The sequence below is a fragment of the Agrobacterium sp. NPDC090273 genome, from assembly GCF_044772305.1.
Lineage (GTDB): Bacteria > Pseudomonadota > Alphaproteobacteria > Rhizobiales > Rhizobiaceae > Agrobacterium.
Map to the genome: position 1 here is coordinate 651,067 of NZ_JBIVYN010000001.1, position 14,779 is coordinate 665,845.

The 14,779-nt window shown below is 59.6% G+C and carries 18 protein-coding genes and 1 pseudogene; 8 read left to right on the forward strand and 11 right to left on the reverse strand.

What is annotated here, in order from left to right; genetic code table 11:
- The first annotated feature begins 2 nt into the window (after positions 1–2).
- Together ACIQT8_RS03210 and ACIQT8_RS03215 are read left to right on the forward strand one after the other, a co-directional pair.
- Positions 3–518: a GNAT family N-acetyltransferase gene (locus ACIQT8_RS03210; protein WP_400963348.1), complete on the forward strand. Its 516-nt coding sequence runs from the start codon at positions 3–5 to the stop codon at positions 516–518.
- Between the two features lie 193 nt (positions 519–711).
- A complete protein-coding gene (locus tag ACIQT8_RS03215; protein WP_400963351.1) occupies positions 712–1,107 on the forward strand; it encodes a YybH family protein in 396 nt (131 codons plus the stop codon).
- A 62-nt stretch (positions 1,108–1,169) separates the two neighbouring features.
- Here ACIQT8_RS03215 and ACIQT8_RS03220 read toward each other — a convergent pair whose 3' ends face one another.
- The 3 genes from ACIQT8_RS03220 to ACIQT8_RS03230 all read right to left on the reverse strand — a co-directional run bounded on the left by ACIQT8_RS03220 (position 1,170) and on the right by ACIQT8_RS03230 (position 2,793).
- Positions 1,170–1,433: a hypothetical protein gene (locus tag ACIQT8_RS03220; protein ID WP_400963354.1), complete on the reverse strand. Its 264-nt coding sequence runs from the start codon at positions 1,431–1,433 to the stop codon at positions 1,170–1,172.
- A gap of 109 nt (positions 1,434–1,542) precedes the next feature.
- Positions 1,543–1,980, reverse strand: coding sequence for a GNAT family N-acetyltransferase (locus tag ACIQT8_RS03225; RefSeq protein WP_400963357.1), 438 nt, complete (start codon positions 1,978–1,980; stop codon positions 1,543–1,545).
- 99 nt (positions 1,981–2,079) lie between these two features.
- Positions 2,080–2,793 carry a DNA helicase gene (locus tag ACIQT8_RS03230; RefSeq protein ID WP_400963360.1) on the reverse strand — a complete coding sequence of 238 codons (714 nt, stop codon included), beginning with the start codon at positions 2,791–2,793 and terminating at the stop codon, positions 2,080–2,082.
- Between the two features lie 339 nt (positions 2,794–3,132).
- Between ACIQT8_RS03230 and ACIQT8_RS03235 the strand changes: the two genes are divergently transcribed.
- Both ACIQT8_RS03235 and cml read left to right on the forward strand, forming a co-directional pair.
- The gene (locus ACIQT8_RS03235) at positions 3,133–4,002 is read left to right on the forward strand and encodes a PhzF family phenazine biosynthesis protein (RefSeq protein ID WP_400963362.1); all 870 of its coding nucleotides are present in this window, start codon (positions 3,133–3,135) and stop codon (positions 4,000–4,002) included.
- A gap of 222 nt (positions 4,003–4,224) precedes the next feature.
- Positions 4,225–5,424: a CmlA/FloR family chloramphenicol efflux MFS transporter gene (cml, locus tag ACIQT8_RS03240; protein ID WP_400963365.1), complete on the forward strand. Its 1,200-nt coding sequence runs from the start codon at positions 4,225–4,227 to the stop codon at positions 5,422–5,424.
- A 72-nt stretch (positions 5,425–5,496) separates the two neighbouring features.
- Here the strand turns inward: cml and ACIQT8_RS03245 are convergent, their stop codons facing one another.
- The 4 genes from ACIQT8_RS03245 to ACIQT8_RS03260 all read right to left on the reverse strand — a co-directional run bounded on the left by ACIQT8_RS03245 (position 5,497) and on the right by ACIQT8_RS03260 (position 7,926).
- Positions 5,497–5,835, reverse strand: coding sequence for a DUF6616 family protein (locus ACIQT8_RS03245; protein WP_400963368.1), 339 nt, complete (start codon positions 5,833–5,835; stop codon positions 5,497–5,499).
- Complete coding sequence (locus ACIQT8_RS03250; RefSeq protein WP_400963371.1) at positions 5,832–6,650, reverse strand: DNA alkylation repair protein; 819 nt, start codon at positions 6,648–6,650, stop codon at positions 5,832–5,834. Before ACIQT8_RS03250 ends, ACIQT8_RS03245 begins: the two co-directional genes overlap by 4 nt.
- Positions 6,647–7,174, reverse strand: coding sequence for a MarR family winged helix-turn-helix transcriptional regulator (locus ACIQT8_RS03255; protein ID WP_400963374.1), 528 nt, complete (start codon positions 7,172–7,174; stop codon positions 6,647–6,649). Before ACIQT8_RS03255 ends, ACIQT8_RS03250 begins: the two co-directional genes overlap by 4 nt.
- 104 nt (positions 7,175–7,278) lie before the next feature.
- Positions 7,279–7,926 carry an HAD family hydrolase gene (locus ACIQT8_RS03260; protein ID WP_400963377.1) on the reverse strand — a complete coding sequence of 216 codons (648 nt, stop codon included), beginning with the start codon at positions 7,924–7,926 and terminating at the stop codon, positions 7,279–7,281.
- A 184-nt stretch (positions 7,927–8,110) separates the two neighbouring features.
- Here ACIQT8_RS03260 and ACIQT8_RS03265 point away from each other — a divergent pair, with 184 nt between their 5' ends.
- Positions 8,111–8,506: a hypothetical protein gene (locus ACIQT8_RS03265; RefSeq protein ID WP_400963379.1), complete on the forward strand. Its 396-nt coding sequence runs from the start codon at positions 8,111–8,113 to the stop codon at positions 8,504–8,506.
- Between the two features lie 249 nt (positions 8,507–8,755).
- Here the strand turns inward: ACIQT8_RS03265 and ACIQT8_RS03270 are convergent, their stop codons facing one another.
- Positions 8,756–9,364, reverse strand: coding sequence for a LysE family translocator (locus tag ACIQT8_RS03270; protein ID WP_400963381.1), 609 nt, complete (start codon positions 9,362–9,364; stop codon positions 8,756–8,758).
- A 2-nt stretch (positions 9,365–9,366) separates the two neighbouring features.
- Complete coding sequence (locus tag ACIQT8_RS03275) at positions 9,367–10,230, reverse strand: DMT family transporter (protein ID WP_400964367.1); 864 nt, start codon at positions 10,228–10,230, stop codon at positions 9,367–9,369.
- 200 nt (positions 10,231–10,430) lie between these two features.
- On the opposite strand from ACIQT8_RS03275, the gene gcvA reads away from it, so the two are divergent.
- Together gcvA and ACIQT8_RS03285 are read left to right on the forward strand one after the other, a co-directional pair.
- A complete protein-coding gene (gene gcvA / locus ACIQT8_RS03280; RefSeq protein WP_400963384.1) occupies positions 10,431–11,348 on the forward strand; it encodes a transcriptional regulator GcvA in 918 nt (305 codons plus the stop codon).
- A gap of 313 nt (positions 11,349–11,661) precedes the next feature.
- Positions 11,662–12,090: a GNAT family N-acetyltransferase gene (locus tag ACIQT8_RS03285; protein ID WP_400963387.1), complete on the forward strand. Its 429-nt coding sequence runs from the start codon at positions 11,662–11,664 to the stop codon at positions 12,088–12,090.
- 42 nt (positions 12,091–12,132) lie between these two features.
- Here ACIQT8_RS03285 and ACIQT8_RS03290 read toward each other — a convergent pair.
- Positions 12,133–12,246: pseudogene (locus tag ACIQT8_RS03290) on the reverse strand (integrase); the annotation flags it as partial.
- A gap of 224 nt (positions 12,247–12,470) precedes the next feature.
- On the opposite strand from ACIQT8_RS03290, the gene ACIQT8_RS03295 reads away from it, so the two are divergent.
- The gene (locus ACIQT8_RS03295; protein WP_400963390.1) at positions 12,471–12,917 is read left to right on the forward strand and encodes a GNAT family N-acetyltransferase; all 447 of its coding nucleotides are present in this window, start codon (positions 12,471–12,473) and stop codon (positions 12,915–12,917) included.
- Between the two features lie 255 nt (positions 12,918–13,172).
- Here the strand turns inward: ACIQT8_RS03295 and ACIQT8_RS03300 are convergent, their stop codons facing one another.
- Entirely contained in the window at positions 13,173–14,633 is a 1,461-nt protein-coding gene (locus ACIQT8_RS03300) for a hypothetical protein (RefSeq protein WP_400963393.1), read from the reverse strand.
- Between the last annotated feature and the right edge of the window lie 146 nt (positions 14,634–14,779).

The following is a 14,779-nucleotide window of genomic DNA, read 5'->3' on the forward strand; positions in this document are numbered from 1 at the left end:
AAATGGTGGCGTTTTCGATTGATAGGCTGGGCCGGGATGATGCGGAGGCCTATCGTGCGCTGCGTCTTGAAGGTCTCATGCGTCATCCGCAGGCGTTCGGCGCGTCCCATGACGATGAGGCCGTTCTGAGTGTCGAGCAGTTTGCCGGGCGTGTTGAAGATGCCCTTATCTTCGGTGCCCGCTCGAGCGTCGACCTGAGCCTGATCGGCACCATGGCGATCCGCATTCCCACGGCGGAAAAGCTTCGGCACAAGGCGTTGCTGTGGGGTGTTTATGTTCGGCCTGAGGCGCGCGGTCTCGGCGTTGGCGCGGCACTTCTTTCCCATGTCCTTGACCATGCGGCGACGCTTGTGGAGGAGGTGACACTGGTTGTCGGGGCGGACAATGCGCCGGCTTTCGCCATGTATTGCCGCGCCGGCTTCGAGCAATACGGCCTTGAAAAACGCGCCCTGAAGCTTGGCGATACCTATGTCGACGAGCGGCTGATGGCGCTCGATGTCACCGGCCGGAGAAAATGAGCCTGATCGACGGAGTGGTTTACGCCGTGCCGCTGCCCATGCTAGTCAACAAGCATGGAATTTGAACGCGCCGCCGCATCGATTATGACCGCCATTCTTCGAGTGGTGGGTTAGGCACGTCTTCGTTCCAGACAAAGCAACCCGCCGCGAGGCGGGTTTTCTGTTTCCGCTTGCGGCCATTTTGGAGTCCGAAATGACCGAGCATCCCCTGAAATCCCTGATCGTATCAGCCGACCGCGCCATCACCGCCAAAGACTTCGACGGGCTGATGCGGTTTTACACCGATGATGCCACGCTGGTGGTGAAACCCGGCCTTGTCGCCAAAGGCAAGGACCAGATCCGTAGTGCATTCGAAGCCATTTCCGCCTACTTTCAGGGGCAACTGACCGTGCACCAGGGCAGGATGGAGGTGATCGAAGGCGGCGATACCGCGCTGGTGATCATGGAGACAGTGCTTGAAACGGCTGACGGGGAAGGGGCGAAAACCGCAATCACCCGCCGCGCCACCTACGTGTTCCGCAAGGACGCCACTGGCAACTGGCTTTGCGCAATCGACAATTCCTACGGCACATCCCTGCTCGACGCCTGATACACATCCCCCGGCCGTGTTTCAGAAATGCGGTCGGGGTGATGTTTTGCGGGTTCGGGTATTCAGGACTGCGAGGAAACCTCTTTCCAGCGTTTGTAGAGCAGCCATGCACCGGGCAGCATGTAGCGGGTCACAACGAGAGACCCGAAAATCAGGGCGATCACGAAAACATGGAACAGGACGGGATTATCGATGGCGCTGACGAATACGCGGCGATTGATCCGTATTTCGCCGGTGATGAGCTTGTTGATCGACGCCCCAAGCGCGACAGGGCCTATCATTCCCATGCCGACGATTAGGCTCCACATCTGCAGCTTGTCTTTCATTTGCTCCACCTCCCATAAGGCGATGGTAGCAACACGATCCGTTCGAACCCTGAAATTCGACGATGCAATTTTAGCGATTCATGCGATGGGTTAGGCGTCCTGTCAGAGATCAGACGCGGGTCTTGATCAGCCGGATCTGGTTGTCGTCGGCCACGCCATCGTCGCGCCAGCCAAGGTGGCGGTAAAAGCCGGCGGCGCGGCTGTCGGGTTCCGTTTCCAGCCAGATTGCGGCGTGGTGGCGGAAGAGTTCGGCTTCCGCGGCGAGGACGAGGGGTTTGCCCAGCCCTTTTCCCTCATGCGCAGGCAGCACGAAAGCCGCAAACAGCGAGGCTTCTTCGGCATCGATCATGGAAAAGCCCACCACCTCGCCATCGTGCACGGCAACCCATGCTGAGGGCGAGGCGGCAATCATGTCGGCAATGGCATCTTCGGTGATGCCCATCGCGGTCAGCTGCTCCCGCGACAGATGGTTTTCCTGCACCGAGGTCCGCACATGGAATATGGCCGGAATGTCGGTTATCAGGGCAAGTCTGATCTCTGCAGGCACGGCTTCACCTTGATATGTTGTATCTCGACGCCGCTGATATCACCGATTGTACTGGCATGCATGAAAAATGCCGCGACCTGGTGCCGTCGCGGCAGGTTTTCAGGCGACCGCCTTCATCTGCGCTTCGCCGCCATGCAGGAAGCAGGCCTTGCTGAATAGGGCTTTATCGACGAAGTTAGGCAGACGGATATCGCCGATATCAGGCAGCCGTTTGCCGGTCGTTTCAAAGGCCCGGTCTATCTGGGAAATGAAGCCCAGGATAATGCCTGTCTCCCTTGCAAAACGCCCAAGCGATTGAAGCTGTTCGGAAAGGTCGGGCTTGCTCCGCTGCTGGTCGAGCAACTGCAGATAATCGATGACGGCGACCGTTCCCGGTTCCAGTCCGGACATCTGCCTGATGATATAGTCGGCGCTGATATCGTCGGAGGTGAACACCTGAACGGCATCTGCGGCAACGCAGGCATCACCCTGCAGGGACGCCAGATGCCTGCGCGCCTGCGGCTCGGTGAATTCCAGCGTGAAGAACAGGGCCTTGCGGCCATTTCGGGCGGCATCCAGCAGCAGTTTTAGACCAAGCCGCGTCTTGCCCTGACCGGGGCGCCCGGCCAGCAAAAGCAGATCACCATCGTCCAGCCGGTCCAGAATGATTTCGGAAAGCGGCGTGGAAGACAGGCTGGCGGACAGCAGGCTCCAGCGGGCAAATCCTTCCTCGCGGGCGATGTGATCGAGCGCTTCGTTCAGCGGCAAAGCCTTGTTGCGGGCCATCAATCTGGCGCGTCTTTTCAACTGGAAGATAGGGGTAGAAAGCTTCATCAAAACCTCCATTGCGAGCTGAAACGCAATCCCTCCTCATGCGATGCTCGAACAGATGGTTCGACAAACGGGCGTTACCCTGCATGTGTCATGCTTTCCCGAAAGGAGGGGGGAGGCCTGGGGCTGCCTGTGCCAGAAAGCTAGCGAGTTGCATGATTCCCGGCAAGGGGTGATTGTTCTCGCGGCATTGCGCCCGCGTGTTTCCTCAGCGCTGCAAGGCATCCGACCCGGACCGGGGCCTGCACCAAATCTGATGGCATCCATCAGCCGATTAGATTTGTCATGGCGCGAGGATGGGAATAGTTGCAGATGGACCCAGACCACGCAGGGAGCCATAGAGTGCGAACATATAAAGTTGTCGATGCCTTTTCGAACAGGCCGTTCATGGGCAATCCCGTTGCTGTCGTTCTCGAGGCGGCGGGGCTGACCGATGACGAGATGCAGACCATTGCGCGGTGGACAAACCTTTCCGAAACCACCTTCGTTCTGCCCGCGACCACACCGGATGCGGACTACCGCCTTCGCATTTTCACGCCGCGAAGCGAGTTGCCGTTTGCGGGGCATCCGACCCTGGGCAGTGCCCATGCCGTGCTGGAGGCGGGCCTTGTCAGTCCGCGCGCTGGCCTGCTCGTTCAGGAGTGTGGAGCAGGTCTCATCAGGATTTCTGTGGCGGGAGAGGGTGCCGAGCGAAGACTGACGTTGTCGATGCCACCGGCAAAAATCCGCACGCTGACAGGTGCGGAGGTGGATGAACTTGAAGCCATCCTCGGCCGTGCTGTTCAAAGGGAGAGTGCCCCTGCCATCGTCGACGTTGGCGCGGTCTGGGTCGTGGCGCGTCTTCAGGATGGCGAGGCTGTTCTTGGATTGACACCCGACTTCGCACGTTCGGCAGCGTTCGAGCGTCAACTCGGCGCCACCGGTGTAACCGTGTTCGGCGGCTACCAGGGCGGCGAGGCGGATATTGAAGTCCGCTCCTTCGCGCCGTCCTGCGGTGTGGAGGAGGACCCCGTCTGCGGCTCCGGTAACGGCAGTGTCGGCTATTTCCGCGCAGCACGCGAAGCATCTGCGGCAGGCGGCATCCACTATACGGCGTCACAGGGGCGCCGGGTCGGCCGCGACGGCCGCATATCGGTCGTCACCGATGGCAAAGGCGGTGTCACTGTTGGCGGTATGTGCGTGACATGTGCCGAAGGCACATTGCTTTATTGATCCGCTTGTGACGGCGCGTCGGCCCTCGACTTGAGGCCGCCAATCGCCTAACCTCCCGGCCATCGAGATTTCGCCCGTGGAGCGCATTATGGGTTCGGCCAAACAAGCAGACAGATAAGCCGCAACAGCTTTTTCGTTGTTGCGGCGTCCTGTCGAACCCAGATCCAGCCATTGCTGCAGACAGACGCTGCCAGATGCTCTCATTTGTGCGGACGTTTTCTCATGTCTCATCCTACTCCTCTCTGGAGCCACCGCCTGCCTGCGGCACTGCTGCTGATGGCGCCTTTCGATATCCTCGCGTCGCTGGCGATGGATATCTATCTGCCGGTCGTTCCGGCCATGCCCGGTATTCTCGGCACCAGCCCCGGCATCGTCCAGTTAACGCTCAGTCTCTACATGGTGACACTTGGCGCAGGTCAGCTCGTCTTCGGGCCGGTTTCCGATCGCATTGGCCGTCGCCCGGTGCTGATTTTCGGAGGTGTCGTGTTTGCCATCGCGTCCTTCGCGCTTGCCGCATCTTCCGCAGCCGTACCGTTCCTGCTGTTGCGGTTGCTGCAGGGCCTTGGCGCCTCGGCGGCGCTGGTTGCCCTGTTTGCAACGGTTCGCGATGTTTACGCCGAGCGCCCGGAAGGTGCGACCATCTACAGCCTGTTCGGATCGATGCTGGCTTTCGTGCCCGCGCTCGGGCCGATCGCCGGTGCCCTGATTGCCGATGCCTATGGATGGCGGGCAATCTTCCTCCTGCTCGGCGGGCTTGCCTCGCTGGCGGTCCTCAATGCGCTGGCGCAATGGCACGAAACACGACCGGTCACGGCCATGCCATCGCACCGGTCCTTCCGGCCGATGTTCCGCAGCCTTGCATTCTGGAGCTACACGCTGGGTTTCAGTGCGGCGATGGGCACGTTTTTCGTGTTCTTCTCCACCGCGCCGCGGGTGCTGATCGACAAAGCGGGGTACTCCGAACTGCACTTCAGCCTGATGTTTGCGACAGTGGCCGTGGTGATGATCCTCATCAGCCGCTTTGCCAGAGGATTTGTCGCCGCCTGGGGCATTACCGGCAGTCTCGTCAGGGGCATGGTCATGCTGCTGGCCGGTGCCATTCCGCTCGGTCTCGGGCAGGCATTCGCGCAGCCATCCTTCTTCAGCTTCGTCATGCCGATGTGGCTGATGGCGACAGGCATCGTGTTTGCGGTGTCCGTCACGGCCAATGGTGCGCTGGCCGAATTCGACGACAGGGCCGGCTCGGCAGTGGCGCTCTATTTCTGCATCCAGAGCCTGTTCGTCGGCATCGTGGGAACGCTGATGGTCCTTGCATTTGATGGCGACACCGCCTGGCCGCTGGTGGCCTATGCCACGGTCATGGCGGTGCTGGTGCTGTTTGCGCTTTACCTGCTGGGTCGAAACCGCCGCCAGGTCCTATGATGTCTGCCGGGCGGTGGATGATCTGCCGCCCGGCAATCTCATGGGTGGATGAGTGGTGCTTCAAGGTTCCCCTTACAGCGCTGCCAGTTCCGCAAGATGCGTGTTCAGGTCGCCACCGGCGCCTGTGGCGTTGATCGTGTCGAAGTAGTCGTGCCAGCCGGAGGCGGCGATGCCGTTGATGAGCGCTTGCATGGCGGTGGCGTCGGGTGCGCGCCAGATTGCGAAGAACTGCTGGGTGGGGGCGTTCAGTGTTGTCGCCTCGGTTCGTCCCAGCGCGATTGCCTCGATGCCGAGGGCGGACAAGGCGCCCATGCCTGCGCCGATGGCTTCGAAAAAGCCGGTGCGGCCGGCTTCATCCAGAGACAGCCATTGCTGCCTGGGGGAATAAAGTTCGGCAAGATAGTGCGTCATCGGTGTGGGCCTTTCGTTTCTGATGAAGCCTTGCGGGTGAGCGAGCGCAGCGCACGGCGGCAGATCCGCTGTGTTTGCGGCGTCGGGCTCTGGCTGGACCAGCGGTCGCAAAGGTCCTGCACCCAGTCTGGCCGGTCCTTGCTGGCATCGTTCAGCCAGTTGCCGAGGGAATCCTGAACGTAAGGGGAAGGGTCGGCGCGCAGGGGCTCGAGGATCGGCAAGGCCTGTTCAGGGCACTGGCGCAGCGTTGCGATATGCGCGCACCACACGCCGCGCGGCCGGGTCGCCTCGCACGCGAAACGTCGCAGCCGTTCCGAAGGCGCATGGGTCCAGGCCGCAAGCTCGCGGATGGCGCTTTCGATCTCCTTGGCAATATGCGGGCGCACCGCCATCCATGCCCATTCGCGCACGCCGAAATGCATGTCGTCAGCCAGCGGCCGGATGAGTTGAAGGCGCTGATGAAGCGTGCGGTCGGGCGTCGCTCCCACCAGAAAACATGCCCAGCCGCGCACCGTATCGGAAGGGTGCCGCCGCAGCCTGTCCAGCATCGACGCGCCCTGATGCTCGTCCACCAGCGCCTGCCGGATCAGTTGCGCCGCCAGCGCCATGCGCCGGGAAATGCCATCTGTCGAGGCCTGCCGCATGGTTCCGATCGCCTCTTCGCCAATTTCAGGCAGTGCGGCAGCCATAAGGGCAGCGAAATCGACGGCCAGGCATTCCGTCAGCGTGGTCGCCTCCACAGTGCCTGCATTCAGCTGCGCCAGACGTGACGGCGCGATATCCGCAACGCGTTTTCCGGATGCACGACCGCTCACGGGGAAGGGGCCTCTGTCGCGGCGAGGTCATCATGCGGCAGGGTCACGTTGCGCCATACACGTTGCAGCATGTTGCTCAGCATCAAGCGTTCGGCGGCGTCGAAGCCTGCAAATAATGAGCCGATCCAGCGGCTGTGTTCATGGAAAAGCTCTGCGGCCGTCGCCTGTCCCTTTTCCGTCAGGCGAACGGAGACCTTGCGGCGATCCTGCCTGTCGTTGTGCCGGGCCAGAAAACCATCGCGTTCCAGCCCGTCCAGAAGACCTGTTACCGTTGCACGCGTCACACCGGCGCGTTCGGCCAGTTCGTGCGGCGCCAGCCCCTCGGGCAGATCGCGCAGCAGAAACAGCAGAACGAATTTGCCTTCCGACAGGTTGTGCGGCGCAAGCCGCCCGGCGCAGGCACGATCAATGGAGGCCGCAAGCGACAGCACCTCGAAACACAAGCGCATATTGCCGATGTCAGTCTGACCCCGGCGTTCGGCCTCGTCGAGCAAGGCAAGGTGTTTTTGTTCCAGTAATGTCATGTGGCGGCATATAGTATGGTGCCTAACGATGAGTCAACAGGCTGTTTCTATTGGGGTAAGGCCGCAATGAGGGATCGGCTGGCAGGGCAATGGCGCGGTCTGGCTCAGATGCCGAGAATGGACCGCGCTTCGGCGAGCGAACCTGCCTGGTGGTGGGCGCGCAGATCGCGGCTCATCACCATGTCGGGAATCTGGATGACCTTCGCCAGTCCGGCCTCCACGGCTGCGCGCACGCCAAGGTCGCTGTCATCAAGCGCGATGCACTCCGATGGGTCGAGACCGAGCGCTGCGGCGGCGGCGATATACACATCCGGCGCAGGCTTGCCGCGCTTGACCTTGTCGACGCCGACGACTGCGTTGACGCGCTCGAGAAGACCGGCATGTTCGAGCTTCCATTCGGCTCTGGCGGTGACGCTGTTGGTGGCGATGGCGCGGGGCAGTTTGCGCTCATCCAGCGCGTCCAGAAAATCATGCACACCGGGACGCAGGGGAATGGCGTCGCGCATTTTCTCGTCCATCGCCTCGTTCCAGGCACGGTTCAGTTCCTGGCTGTCGATGGAGGCGCCGATTTCGAGGTTGATCAGCCGCGCGCTCTCCACCCGGTCGACACCGACCAGCGTGTGAAAGAAATCCTGCGAAACCGCATATCCGAGACTGCGCAGCACCGCTGGCCCGACCTCGAACTGTAGCCGCTCGGTATCGAGCAGAAGCCCATCAAGGTCGAGCAACACACCTGAAAACTGCAACGCCATCGTTTCCCCCCCCTGCCATCAGAGTTCCGGTTTAAGCGGCCAGTCTCATATAGTCCAGCCCGAGGCGGGCATCTCGGCCATATGGCAGGGCGCGTTCAGGTGCGATCTGGACGTGTGGCTTGATTCCCAAGCGTATTGTGATCTTAGTCACTCTCCAACAGCGGTATGTCCTGGGGATAGTGCGATGGGCGAGGGCCAGAGCGAATATTGTGCGGAGGTGGTGAACGCGATTGAACGCATCAGGCGGTTCGCGCAAAAATTTCACACGAACGCCGAGGCGGCATTGCTGGCGGGCTCGCGCTCAAGGGGCACAGCACGCGCGAACTCGGATTACGATGCCGTTCTGTTTTTCCCTTCGCTGCCCACGGGCGCATGGCGCGAGGTTGTGGCGTTCGAAGGGCAGGTGCTTGAAGTCTTTTGTCACGACCTCAACACGTTCTCCTATTTCCGCCGGGAGATTGACCGCCCATCAGGAAAACCGGTTCTGCCTGCGCTGGTGACGGAAGGTATCTCTGTCTTGCCGCCCACGCCGACGCTGGAGCGTGCGCGTGTCATCGCAAAGCAGGTGATTGACGCATGACCTCTGCCGCTGACCAACGTTGAGATTGATCGCCGCCGCTTCTCTGATCGCAGGGTAACGTCAAGCTCTTTCCCATTTATCCGATGGCCGACGGAGTTCGAACATTGTCCGCAGTCGGCCCAAAGCGGTCATCTGACTAAACGCGGACCAAGAATAATAAGCAAAATCCACCGCGCTTTTCATTGAAGCACAACCACGCTTGTTCGACCGGGCACGCCCCATGTGAGAAGATTGCTTGTTTGGGGTTGGCTAGCGGAGAGGCAGGGCCAGTCCGACTGCGACGAACAGGCCGCCGCAGATATGATTGAACTTCTTTCCGACCCGAGCGAGCCAGGGTTTCACACGGTCGGCCATTGCAGCCAATCCATACTCGACCAGGAACTCGGTCAGCGCGTACGTCGCAGCGATCACCAAGAATTGGATGAATAGATCGCCGTGCGGATCGAGAAATTGCGGCAAGAGTGCGCTGAAAAACAGGAAGCTCTTGGGGTTGGTGCCGCCCGTCAGCAGACCTGCACGGAACAATGTCCAGCCGCTTGTGATGCGCGGTTTGGAGTCGGACGAGACTGTTACAGGCGGCGAGCGCCAGAGCTTGATGCCCAGAAAGATCAGATAGGCGCCGCCGATGAGTTTAAGGGCGGTCAACCATCCCAGCGACGATCGCAGAAGTGCGCCGATCCCGAACATGCAGACCGCAATGATGATCGTGAAGGCGATCAAACCACCCGCGATAGTCCAGAGCGTCTTGCGCGTCCCATGCATCGCTCCGTGGGTCAGGACTAGCAGGCAGTTCGGCCCAGGCGTAAGCGATATGCCGAGCGATGTCAGCAGGAACAGTAACCAGATATCAAATTGCATGATCAAAGATTTTCAACGTTGTCGTTTGGACGTTTGGGCGTCTTCATGGCAAGGGCAAGCCCTGCGAGGATGCAGACCACTCCAAGGATGAACTTGGAGCCGATCAGGTCGCCGAAGATCAGCGATGAGGCGATAATGCCGAAGACCGGCTGAAGGTATTGAACGCTAGCAGCGACGCCGGCGGGCACTCCGCGCAGAATGTGGAGCCAAAGGAAAAGGCCAAGTGCGGTAACGACAACTCCGAGATATGCAGCTGCACCCAAGGCTCCGCCGGTGATCTGGAAAGGTGCGTGGTAAGCCTCCCAACCGGCCCAGGGCAGAAGAGCGATGAAGCCGAAGAATGTGCTCCATGCCGCGACGACGATCGTTCCGTACCGATTGGTCAGTTCGACGCTCCAGACATAATAGAAGGCGATCGCCAGCGCAGATACGATCATCCATACAGGCCCCACGATGGTCGTGGTAGCCGCAATATCGCCGTCACCTGAAGCGACTACGGTGATGCCCGCAAAAGCTGCGACCAGGCCGATGAGCTGAAGCCGTGAAATCTTCTGCTTCAGCCTGAGTGCAGCAAAGAAAACTATGAAGACAGGGATTGTGGCGGAGATGATCGTGCCCACAGAGGCTGATGTTCCGGCAACCCCAAAGGTCTGCGCTACCTGGCCGATGCCAATGCCCAGAACCCCAAGCGCTGCAACCGCCGGCACGGCATTCCATGCAAGCCGCTTCCTGCCGATCGTTAGGATCAACAGAAGTGGTACGGCGACCGCAAATCTCACTGCCGTCAGTGTCAGCGGCGGCATCGTTTCAAGCCCATATTTCGTGACTGGGATCGAAAGTCCCCACATCAGCGCAAGCGCCAGCATTGCCACCAGGTTGCGGATCGACAATGGAGCCTGAACCGCAAGCACAGGCAATGCAGCAATTGAAGTCGAAGCTTGAGTGTCTGTGGTCACGGGACGATCCGATCGTTGTGCTTATACGTCACGTCTACCGCGCCAGGATCACGATAGACAAACGATATGTTCTCACCTATGTGTGATGCATTATCACACATGAGAAAGCGATGTTCGATCACCTTCCACCTTTGCAAAACCTGCGAGCCTTCGAGGCCACGGGACGTAGGTTGAGTATGACCCTTGCGGCCGACGAGCTGCACATCACGCATGGGGCGATTAGCCGACAGATCAAATCACTGGAAGACCATCTGGGCATCGCCCTCTTTCGGCGATTGACCCGTAAAATCGAGCTAACCGATGCAGGACTCTCCTATTATGGTGTCGTGACAAGGGTGTTGGCCGAATTGTCACGGGAGACCGAACTTCTTCGACGGCGAGGCGATAGTGGACGCGTGGTCCTCAGTACGGGCATTTCATTCGCGAGCAAATGGCTCACGTCGAGATTGCACAAACTTGTCGACCGTTATCCTGATTTCGACGTCCATCTGGAAGTGACGGACGTGAACGTCAGTTTCATCGAAGGGCAGGTGGATGTTGCCATCCATTACGGCAATGGGGAGTACCCATTCGCATCCTGCGAACGGATCATGACGGAGACGGTGACTCCCGTCTGCACCGCGGAATATCTTGCCCGTCTAGGGGTAGCTGTCCCGGCCGACCTGGGTCGTTGTAAACTCCTCCACGAAAATCGGATGAATGCGAATTGGGAGACGTGGTTCGAAGCACAGGGATTGCCATACCCAGGTGCGCGCGGCACTGCGTTTAGTCATGGCAGCATGGCCATTGAGGCGGCTATCCGAGGTGAAGGTGTGGCCATGGGGCGGACGGTTCTGATTGCCGACGATGTATCCTCAGGCCGTCTCGTCGTGCCTTTTCCGCGTGACCGGCTCGAAGTTGAGCTCGGATATGATCTCGTTTATCGGCAAGGTCACTACAGCCATCCGAAGGTGAAAGCGGTTAGAGCCTGGATCGTTGATGAGATTGCCGCGTTCGAGCAGGTACGATCCAACTGGCTTCTGACTTGAGCATGCGGCGTTGTGGGCATATGCGTGAGCCGCTGTCATGAATAGGTGACAATTGCCCGTTTGTCAGGATCGAACGCTCCAAGTAATTGGCTTTGAACTGCTCCCAGTAGTTTCCCCCGTCAAGATAGTGGTAGCGACTTCAGTCTTCGGACGACGGTCTCCTTGGATGTCTGCTTCTGGCGCGAAACGGAAGACCACCTTCGGCCCCGAGAGGAAGTCGAGCTCAGTCCTGAACGTCCATTGACAACTGACCCCGTTTGGAGTGGGAAATAATCGCTATTTTATGGGCTCAATTTGGAAAGCGTCCGATAAGATGGAACAATCGCAATACAGCATCGCGTCCCGTTTGCCGACAGTGGAAGAGTACCTGCATCTTCGTTCTGTCGCCGGGCTAAGTGCGTTTTCGCCAGAGGCTGCCCGGTTAGGGCTAACGGGTACGGTTTACTCGGTCGTTGTCATGCATCAAGGCGCGGCAATCGGGATGGGGCGATTGATCGGCGATGGAGGCTGCTTTTTCCAGGTTGTCGATATCGCTGTTCATCCCGACCATCAGGGACGAGGACTGGGAAAAACCATCATGCAGACAATCATGTCGTATGTCTCGCGAAAGCTGCCAGTCTCGGCCTATGTCAGTCTGATCGCCGACGTTCCGGCGAACAAACTCTACGAAAAATTTGGCTTCAAAGAAACTGCTCCGCGATCGCTGGGAATGGCATATCGGGTTACTTCGGCTGAACCTTAAAACGAGCTTGCAAGACGGCCGCAATGGGCGCGAGGCAGACCATCATTTGCTTTTAAGTTCGATCTGCTCAGCGATCCTGAGCGCGTCATCGACTTCCACGCCGAGGTATCGGACGGTGCTTTCGAGTTTTGTGTGACCAAGCAGAATCTGGACAGCCCAGTCTTGGGCTGAAGCGGTCGCTTTTGGGCGACCAACATTCCCTTATTCCAGGGACGACGGGTACGCAGCACAATGTCCATGACAAAACCCTGCCACTCTTCCCACTTCGTCGCCCGTATTGGGAAGGGCAAATGATACTATAATTGCGGCTGCTCGGCCCTTTGCGGCCGTAAGGATCACATGATACGGAGGAAAAAGTCGACATCATTGACGAGACGGTCATGGAGCCTGCAATCGAGATCAAACCTGTTCTGGAATTGCCGCCCGGCATAGAAGGTCTTCGAGCCGAGGCATCCAGCGCAGGCTTTCGTTTCATAGAGAAACTCGTCAATGAATGGGAATCGAACGCCAATCGCTTCGATCGGCCTGGAGAGATTTTGGCGGGTGCTTTTCAAAATGGACAGTTGGTGGCTGTCGGCGGATTGAATATCGATCCTTACGTCGAGGACATTACCGTCGCTCGTTTGCGCCACCTATATGTACTCAAAGATTTCCACCGCAGAGGGGTAGCGTCCAACGTCGCTCGCTATCTGCTGGATGCGGCGCGAAGATCATTTGACACAGTCCGGTTATTTACTGATACGGCAGAAGCCGCAGCGCTCTATGATGCGCTTGGTTTCACGCCAGCCAAATCCACCAGCGCCACTCACATTATCAGGTTCCGATGACCGCTTCTGGCGCTTTCCAACCTAAAGCGCTGTTTTACATAAGAAAGTGTTCTCCGTCTGCGTCCGGCTCACGCAGCGTTCAACGTCTTTTCGCGGCCCGCGCTTCTCTAAGGGTTCAGCACTCGGCCCTCCTTCGATGGGGTCGAACGCCGTTCAATCTATGCTGCATCTTGATGACGGATCATCGGCCCAAGCGACGTAACGAGCCCACATCACCATTGTCCGCGAAGGACGCCTCACCACGCCGCCCCACGCTCAAACCATCGCCAGTTTCTCCAGCCTCGGCCGGCGCACGCGGATTGTGGCGGAGCCGGGGGCCATGAAGATGATGTCGAGGGCGCGGCTGACGATCCATTGGACGCTGTCGAAGGCGGGCAGGGTTGCCGGTTCGGTGGCGTCTTCGAATGTGAAACCTTCGGTCGAGGGGAAGGCGCCGTAATTGCCGACGCCGGTGCCTGGCTGGTTGCAGCCGTGGGCATAGATGGAGGCGTTGATGCCATCTCGGGTGTAGTTGAAATCCATGGAGGGCGAGGCGGCACCCAGACTGGTCGCGCCAGACATGACCTCAATGGTGGAGAAACCCTGCAGAACTTCTCCGGCGGCGACCTTGGTGGCGGGGCTCGTCACTTCGTTCTGAAACAGAATGCCGCCATTGGCTGCCGTTGCGGTGATGACGAATTCCACGTAACGCCCGGCCGCATCTTCTCCCACGTTCACGGTAAAGGCCGTGGTGGTGTCGTTGGCGCGGCGCCGCGCAATCCAGCTTGTCGGCACACCGGCGAGTGCGCCGCCTGTGGCATTGGTGCCAAGCGTTCCGCCGGCGTTCAGGGTGCCGCTGGTGCCTGAAAATTCCGGGTTGGTCAGAAGCTGGGTCGTGTAGTTCGAGGAATAGCGTTCCGAAGCATCAGAATAGGAAACGGGAAGGGGCGGAATAGCCTCCCTTATGATGTCGGCAAGCTTCTTGCCCACCGCATAGGCGCCGGGAACCGCCTCATGCACGAAGACACCGGAATCGTTCATCATCGTGCCGGTGCGGAAGGTTATGGCGCTGCTGGTGGTGGTCAGCGGGTTACGCAGCGCATCGCGCACTTCCAGAAGATGCACGTCGCGCCGTCCCTTGCAGAGCGCCTGGATCTTGCGGTTGGCATCGGCTGTCGCGGCAATCATTGCCGCGTTGTAGTTGGATGCGCCATGCAGGGTGCGGAAAATGCACTGAATGCCAAGTGCGCTGCAGGCGTTCAAAAGCCGTGCCGCATTGGCAACGATGTTGTCGGCCACATTGGTCAGCGTTACGGCCGCGCCGCTCAAAAGGTCGGTGTAGCTGCTCTGGGCAATGTCATTGGTGCCCATGGTGAAGATCAGCGTGCCCGCACCGCTGGCAACCAGCGAGCCATTGCCGAGATCGGCCAGAAAACGCTGCAGGATCTGGTCGCTGCGCTCGCCGGATGCGGCGCGCTTGACCACAAACTGCATTCTCTGGCCACTCAGCGCATTGGCAATGTTGATGCTGTTATAGACGGTGCGGCGTACCCGCGTGCCGGGGTCCATGAAGGTCTGCGCCACCAGGCTGTCGCCATAGAGCGCCACCAGATTGGTGGATTTCGTGGCGCGGGTCAGCGGCACCACACCCAGAACGCGCTGGTCGTTGAACATCTTCGTGCTGTCATCGACAAAGCGCACGCCGAGAACGCGCTGCTCGTTGTAAAGTTCTGCCATGGGTCACCGTCTGGAAAAGAGGATAGAGCGGAGGAGAGGGCGGCCCGAAGCCGCCCCGATGTTTTCGCGTTTGCCGGTCCGCGGCCGCTGGCGCTGTGGCTCAGTCGGCCGGGCTGTCCGGTTCCCGCTGCACGCCATCGCCTTTC

What these genes read in the sequence shown, in the direction of transcription:
- ACIQT8_RS03245 (WP_400963368.1), bottom strand. Translation starts at nt 5,835, where the DNA reads ATGACGCACTATCTTGCCGAACTTTATTCCCCCAGGCAGCAATGGCTG.
- ACIQT8_RS03220 (WP_400963354.1), bottom strand. Translation starts at nt 1,433, where the DNA reads ATGAAAGACAAGCTGCAGATGTGGAGCCTAATCGTCGGCATGGGAATG.
- ACIQT8_RS03275 (WP_400964367.1), bottom strand. Translation starts at nt 10,230, where the DNA reads ATGCTGGCGCTTGCGCTGATGTGGGGACTTTCGATCCCAGTCACGAAA.
- ACIQT8_RS03260 (WP_400963377.1), bottom strand. Translation starts at nt 7,926, where the DNA reads ATGGCGTTGCAGTTTTCAGGTGTGTTGCTCGACCTTGATGGGCTTCTG.
- ACIQT8_RS03230 (WP_400963360.1), bottom strand. Translation starts at nt 2,793, where the DNA reads ATGAAGCTTTCTACCCCTATCTTCCAGTTGAAAAGACGCGCCAGATTG.
- ACIQT8_RS03295 (WP_400963390.1), top strand. Translation starts at nt 12,471, where the DNA reads ATGGAGCCTGCAATCGAGATCAAACCTGTTCTGGAATTGCCGCCCGGC.
- gcvA (WP_400963384.1), top strand. Translation starts at nt 10,431, where the DNA reads ATGTTCGATCACCTTCCACCTTTGCAAAACCTGCGAGCCTTCGAGGCC.
- ACIQT8_RS03285 (WP_400963387.1), top strand. Translation starts at nt 11,662, where the DNA reads ATGGAACAATCGCAATACAGCATCGCGTCCCGTTTGCCGACAGTGGAA.
- ACIQT8_RS03215 (WP_400963351.1), top strand. Translation starts at nt 712, where the DNA reads ATGACCGAGCATCCCCTGAAATCCCTGATCGTATCAGCCGACCGCGCC.
- ACIQT8_RS03265 (WP_400963379.1), top strand. Translation starts at nt 8,111, where the DNA reads ATGGGCGAGGGCCAGAGCGAATATTGTGCGGAGGTGGTGAACGCGATT.
- ACIQT8_RS03270 (WP_400963381.1), bottom strand. Translation starts at nt 9,364, where the DNA reads ATGCAATTTGATATCTGGTTACTGTTCCTGCTGACATCGCTCGGCATA.
- cml (WP_400963365.1), top strand. Translation starts at nt 4,225, where the DNA reads ATGTCTCATCCTACTCCTCTCTGGAGCCACCGCCTGCCTGCGGCACTG.
- ACIQT8_RS03210 (WP_400963348.1), top strand. Translation starts at nt 3, where the DNA reads ATGGTGGCGTTTTCGATTGATAGGCTGGGCCGGGATGATGCGGAGGCC.
- ACIQT8_RS03255 (WP_400963374.1), bottom strand. Translation starts at nt 7,174, where the DNA reads ATGACATTACTGGAACAAAAACACCTTGCCTTGCTCGACGAGGCCGAA.
- ACIQT8_RS03300 (WP_400963393.1), bottom strand. Translation starts at nt 14,633, where the DNA reads ATGGCAGAACTTTACAACGAGCAGCGCGTTCTCGGCGTGCGCTTTGTC.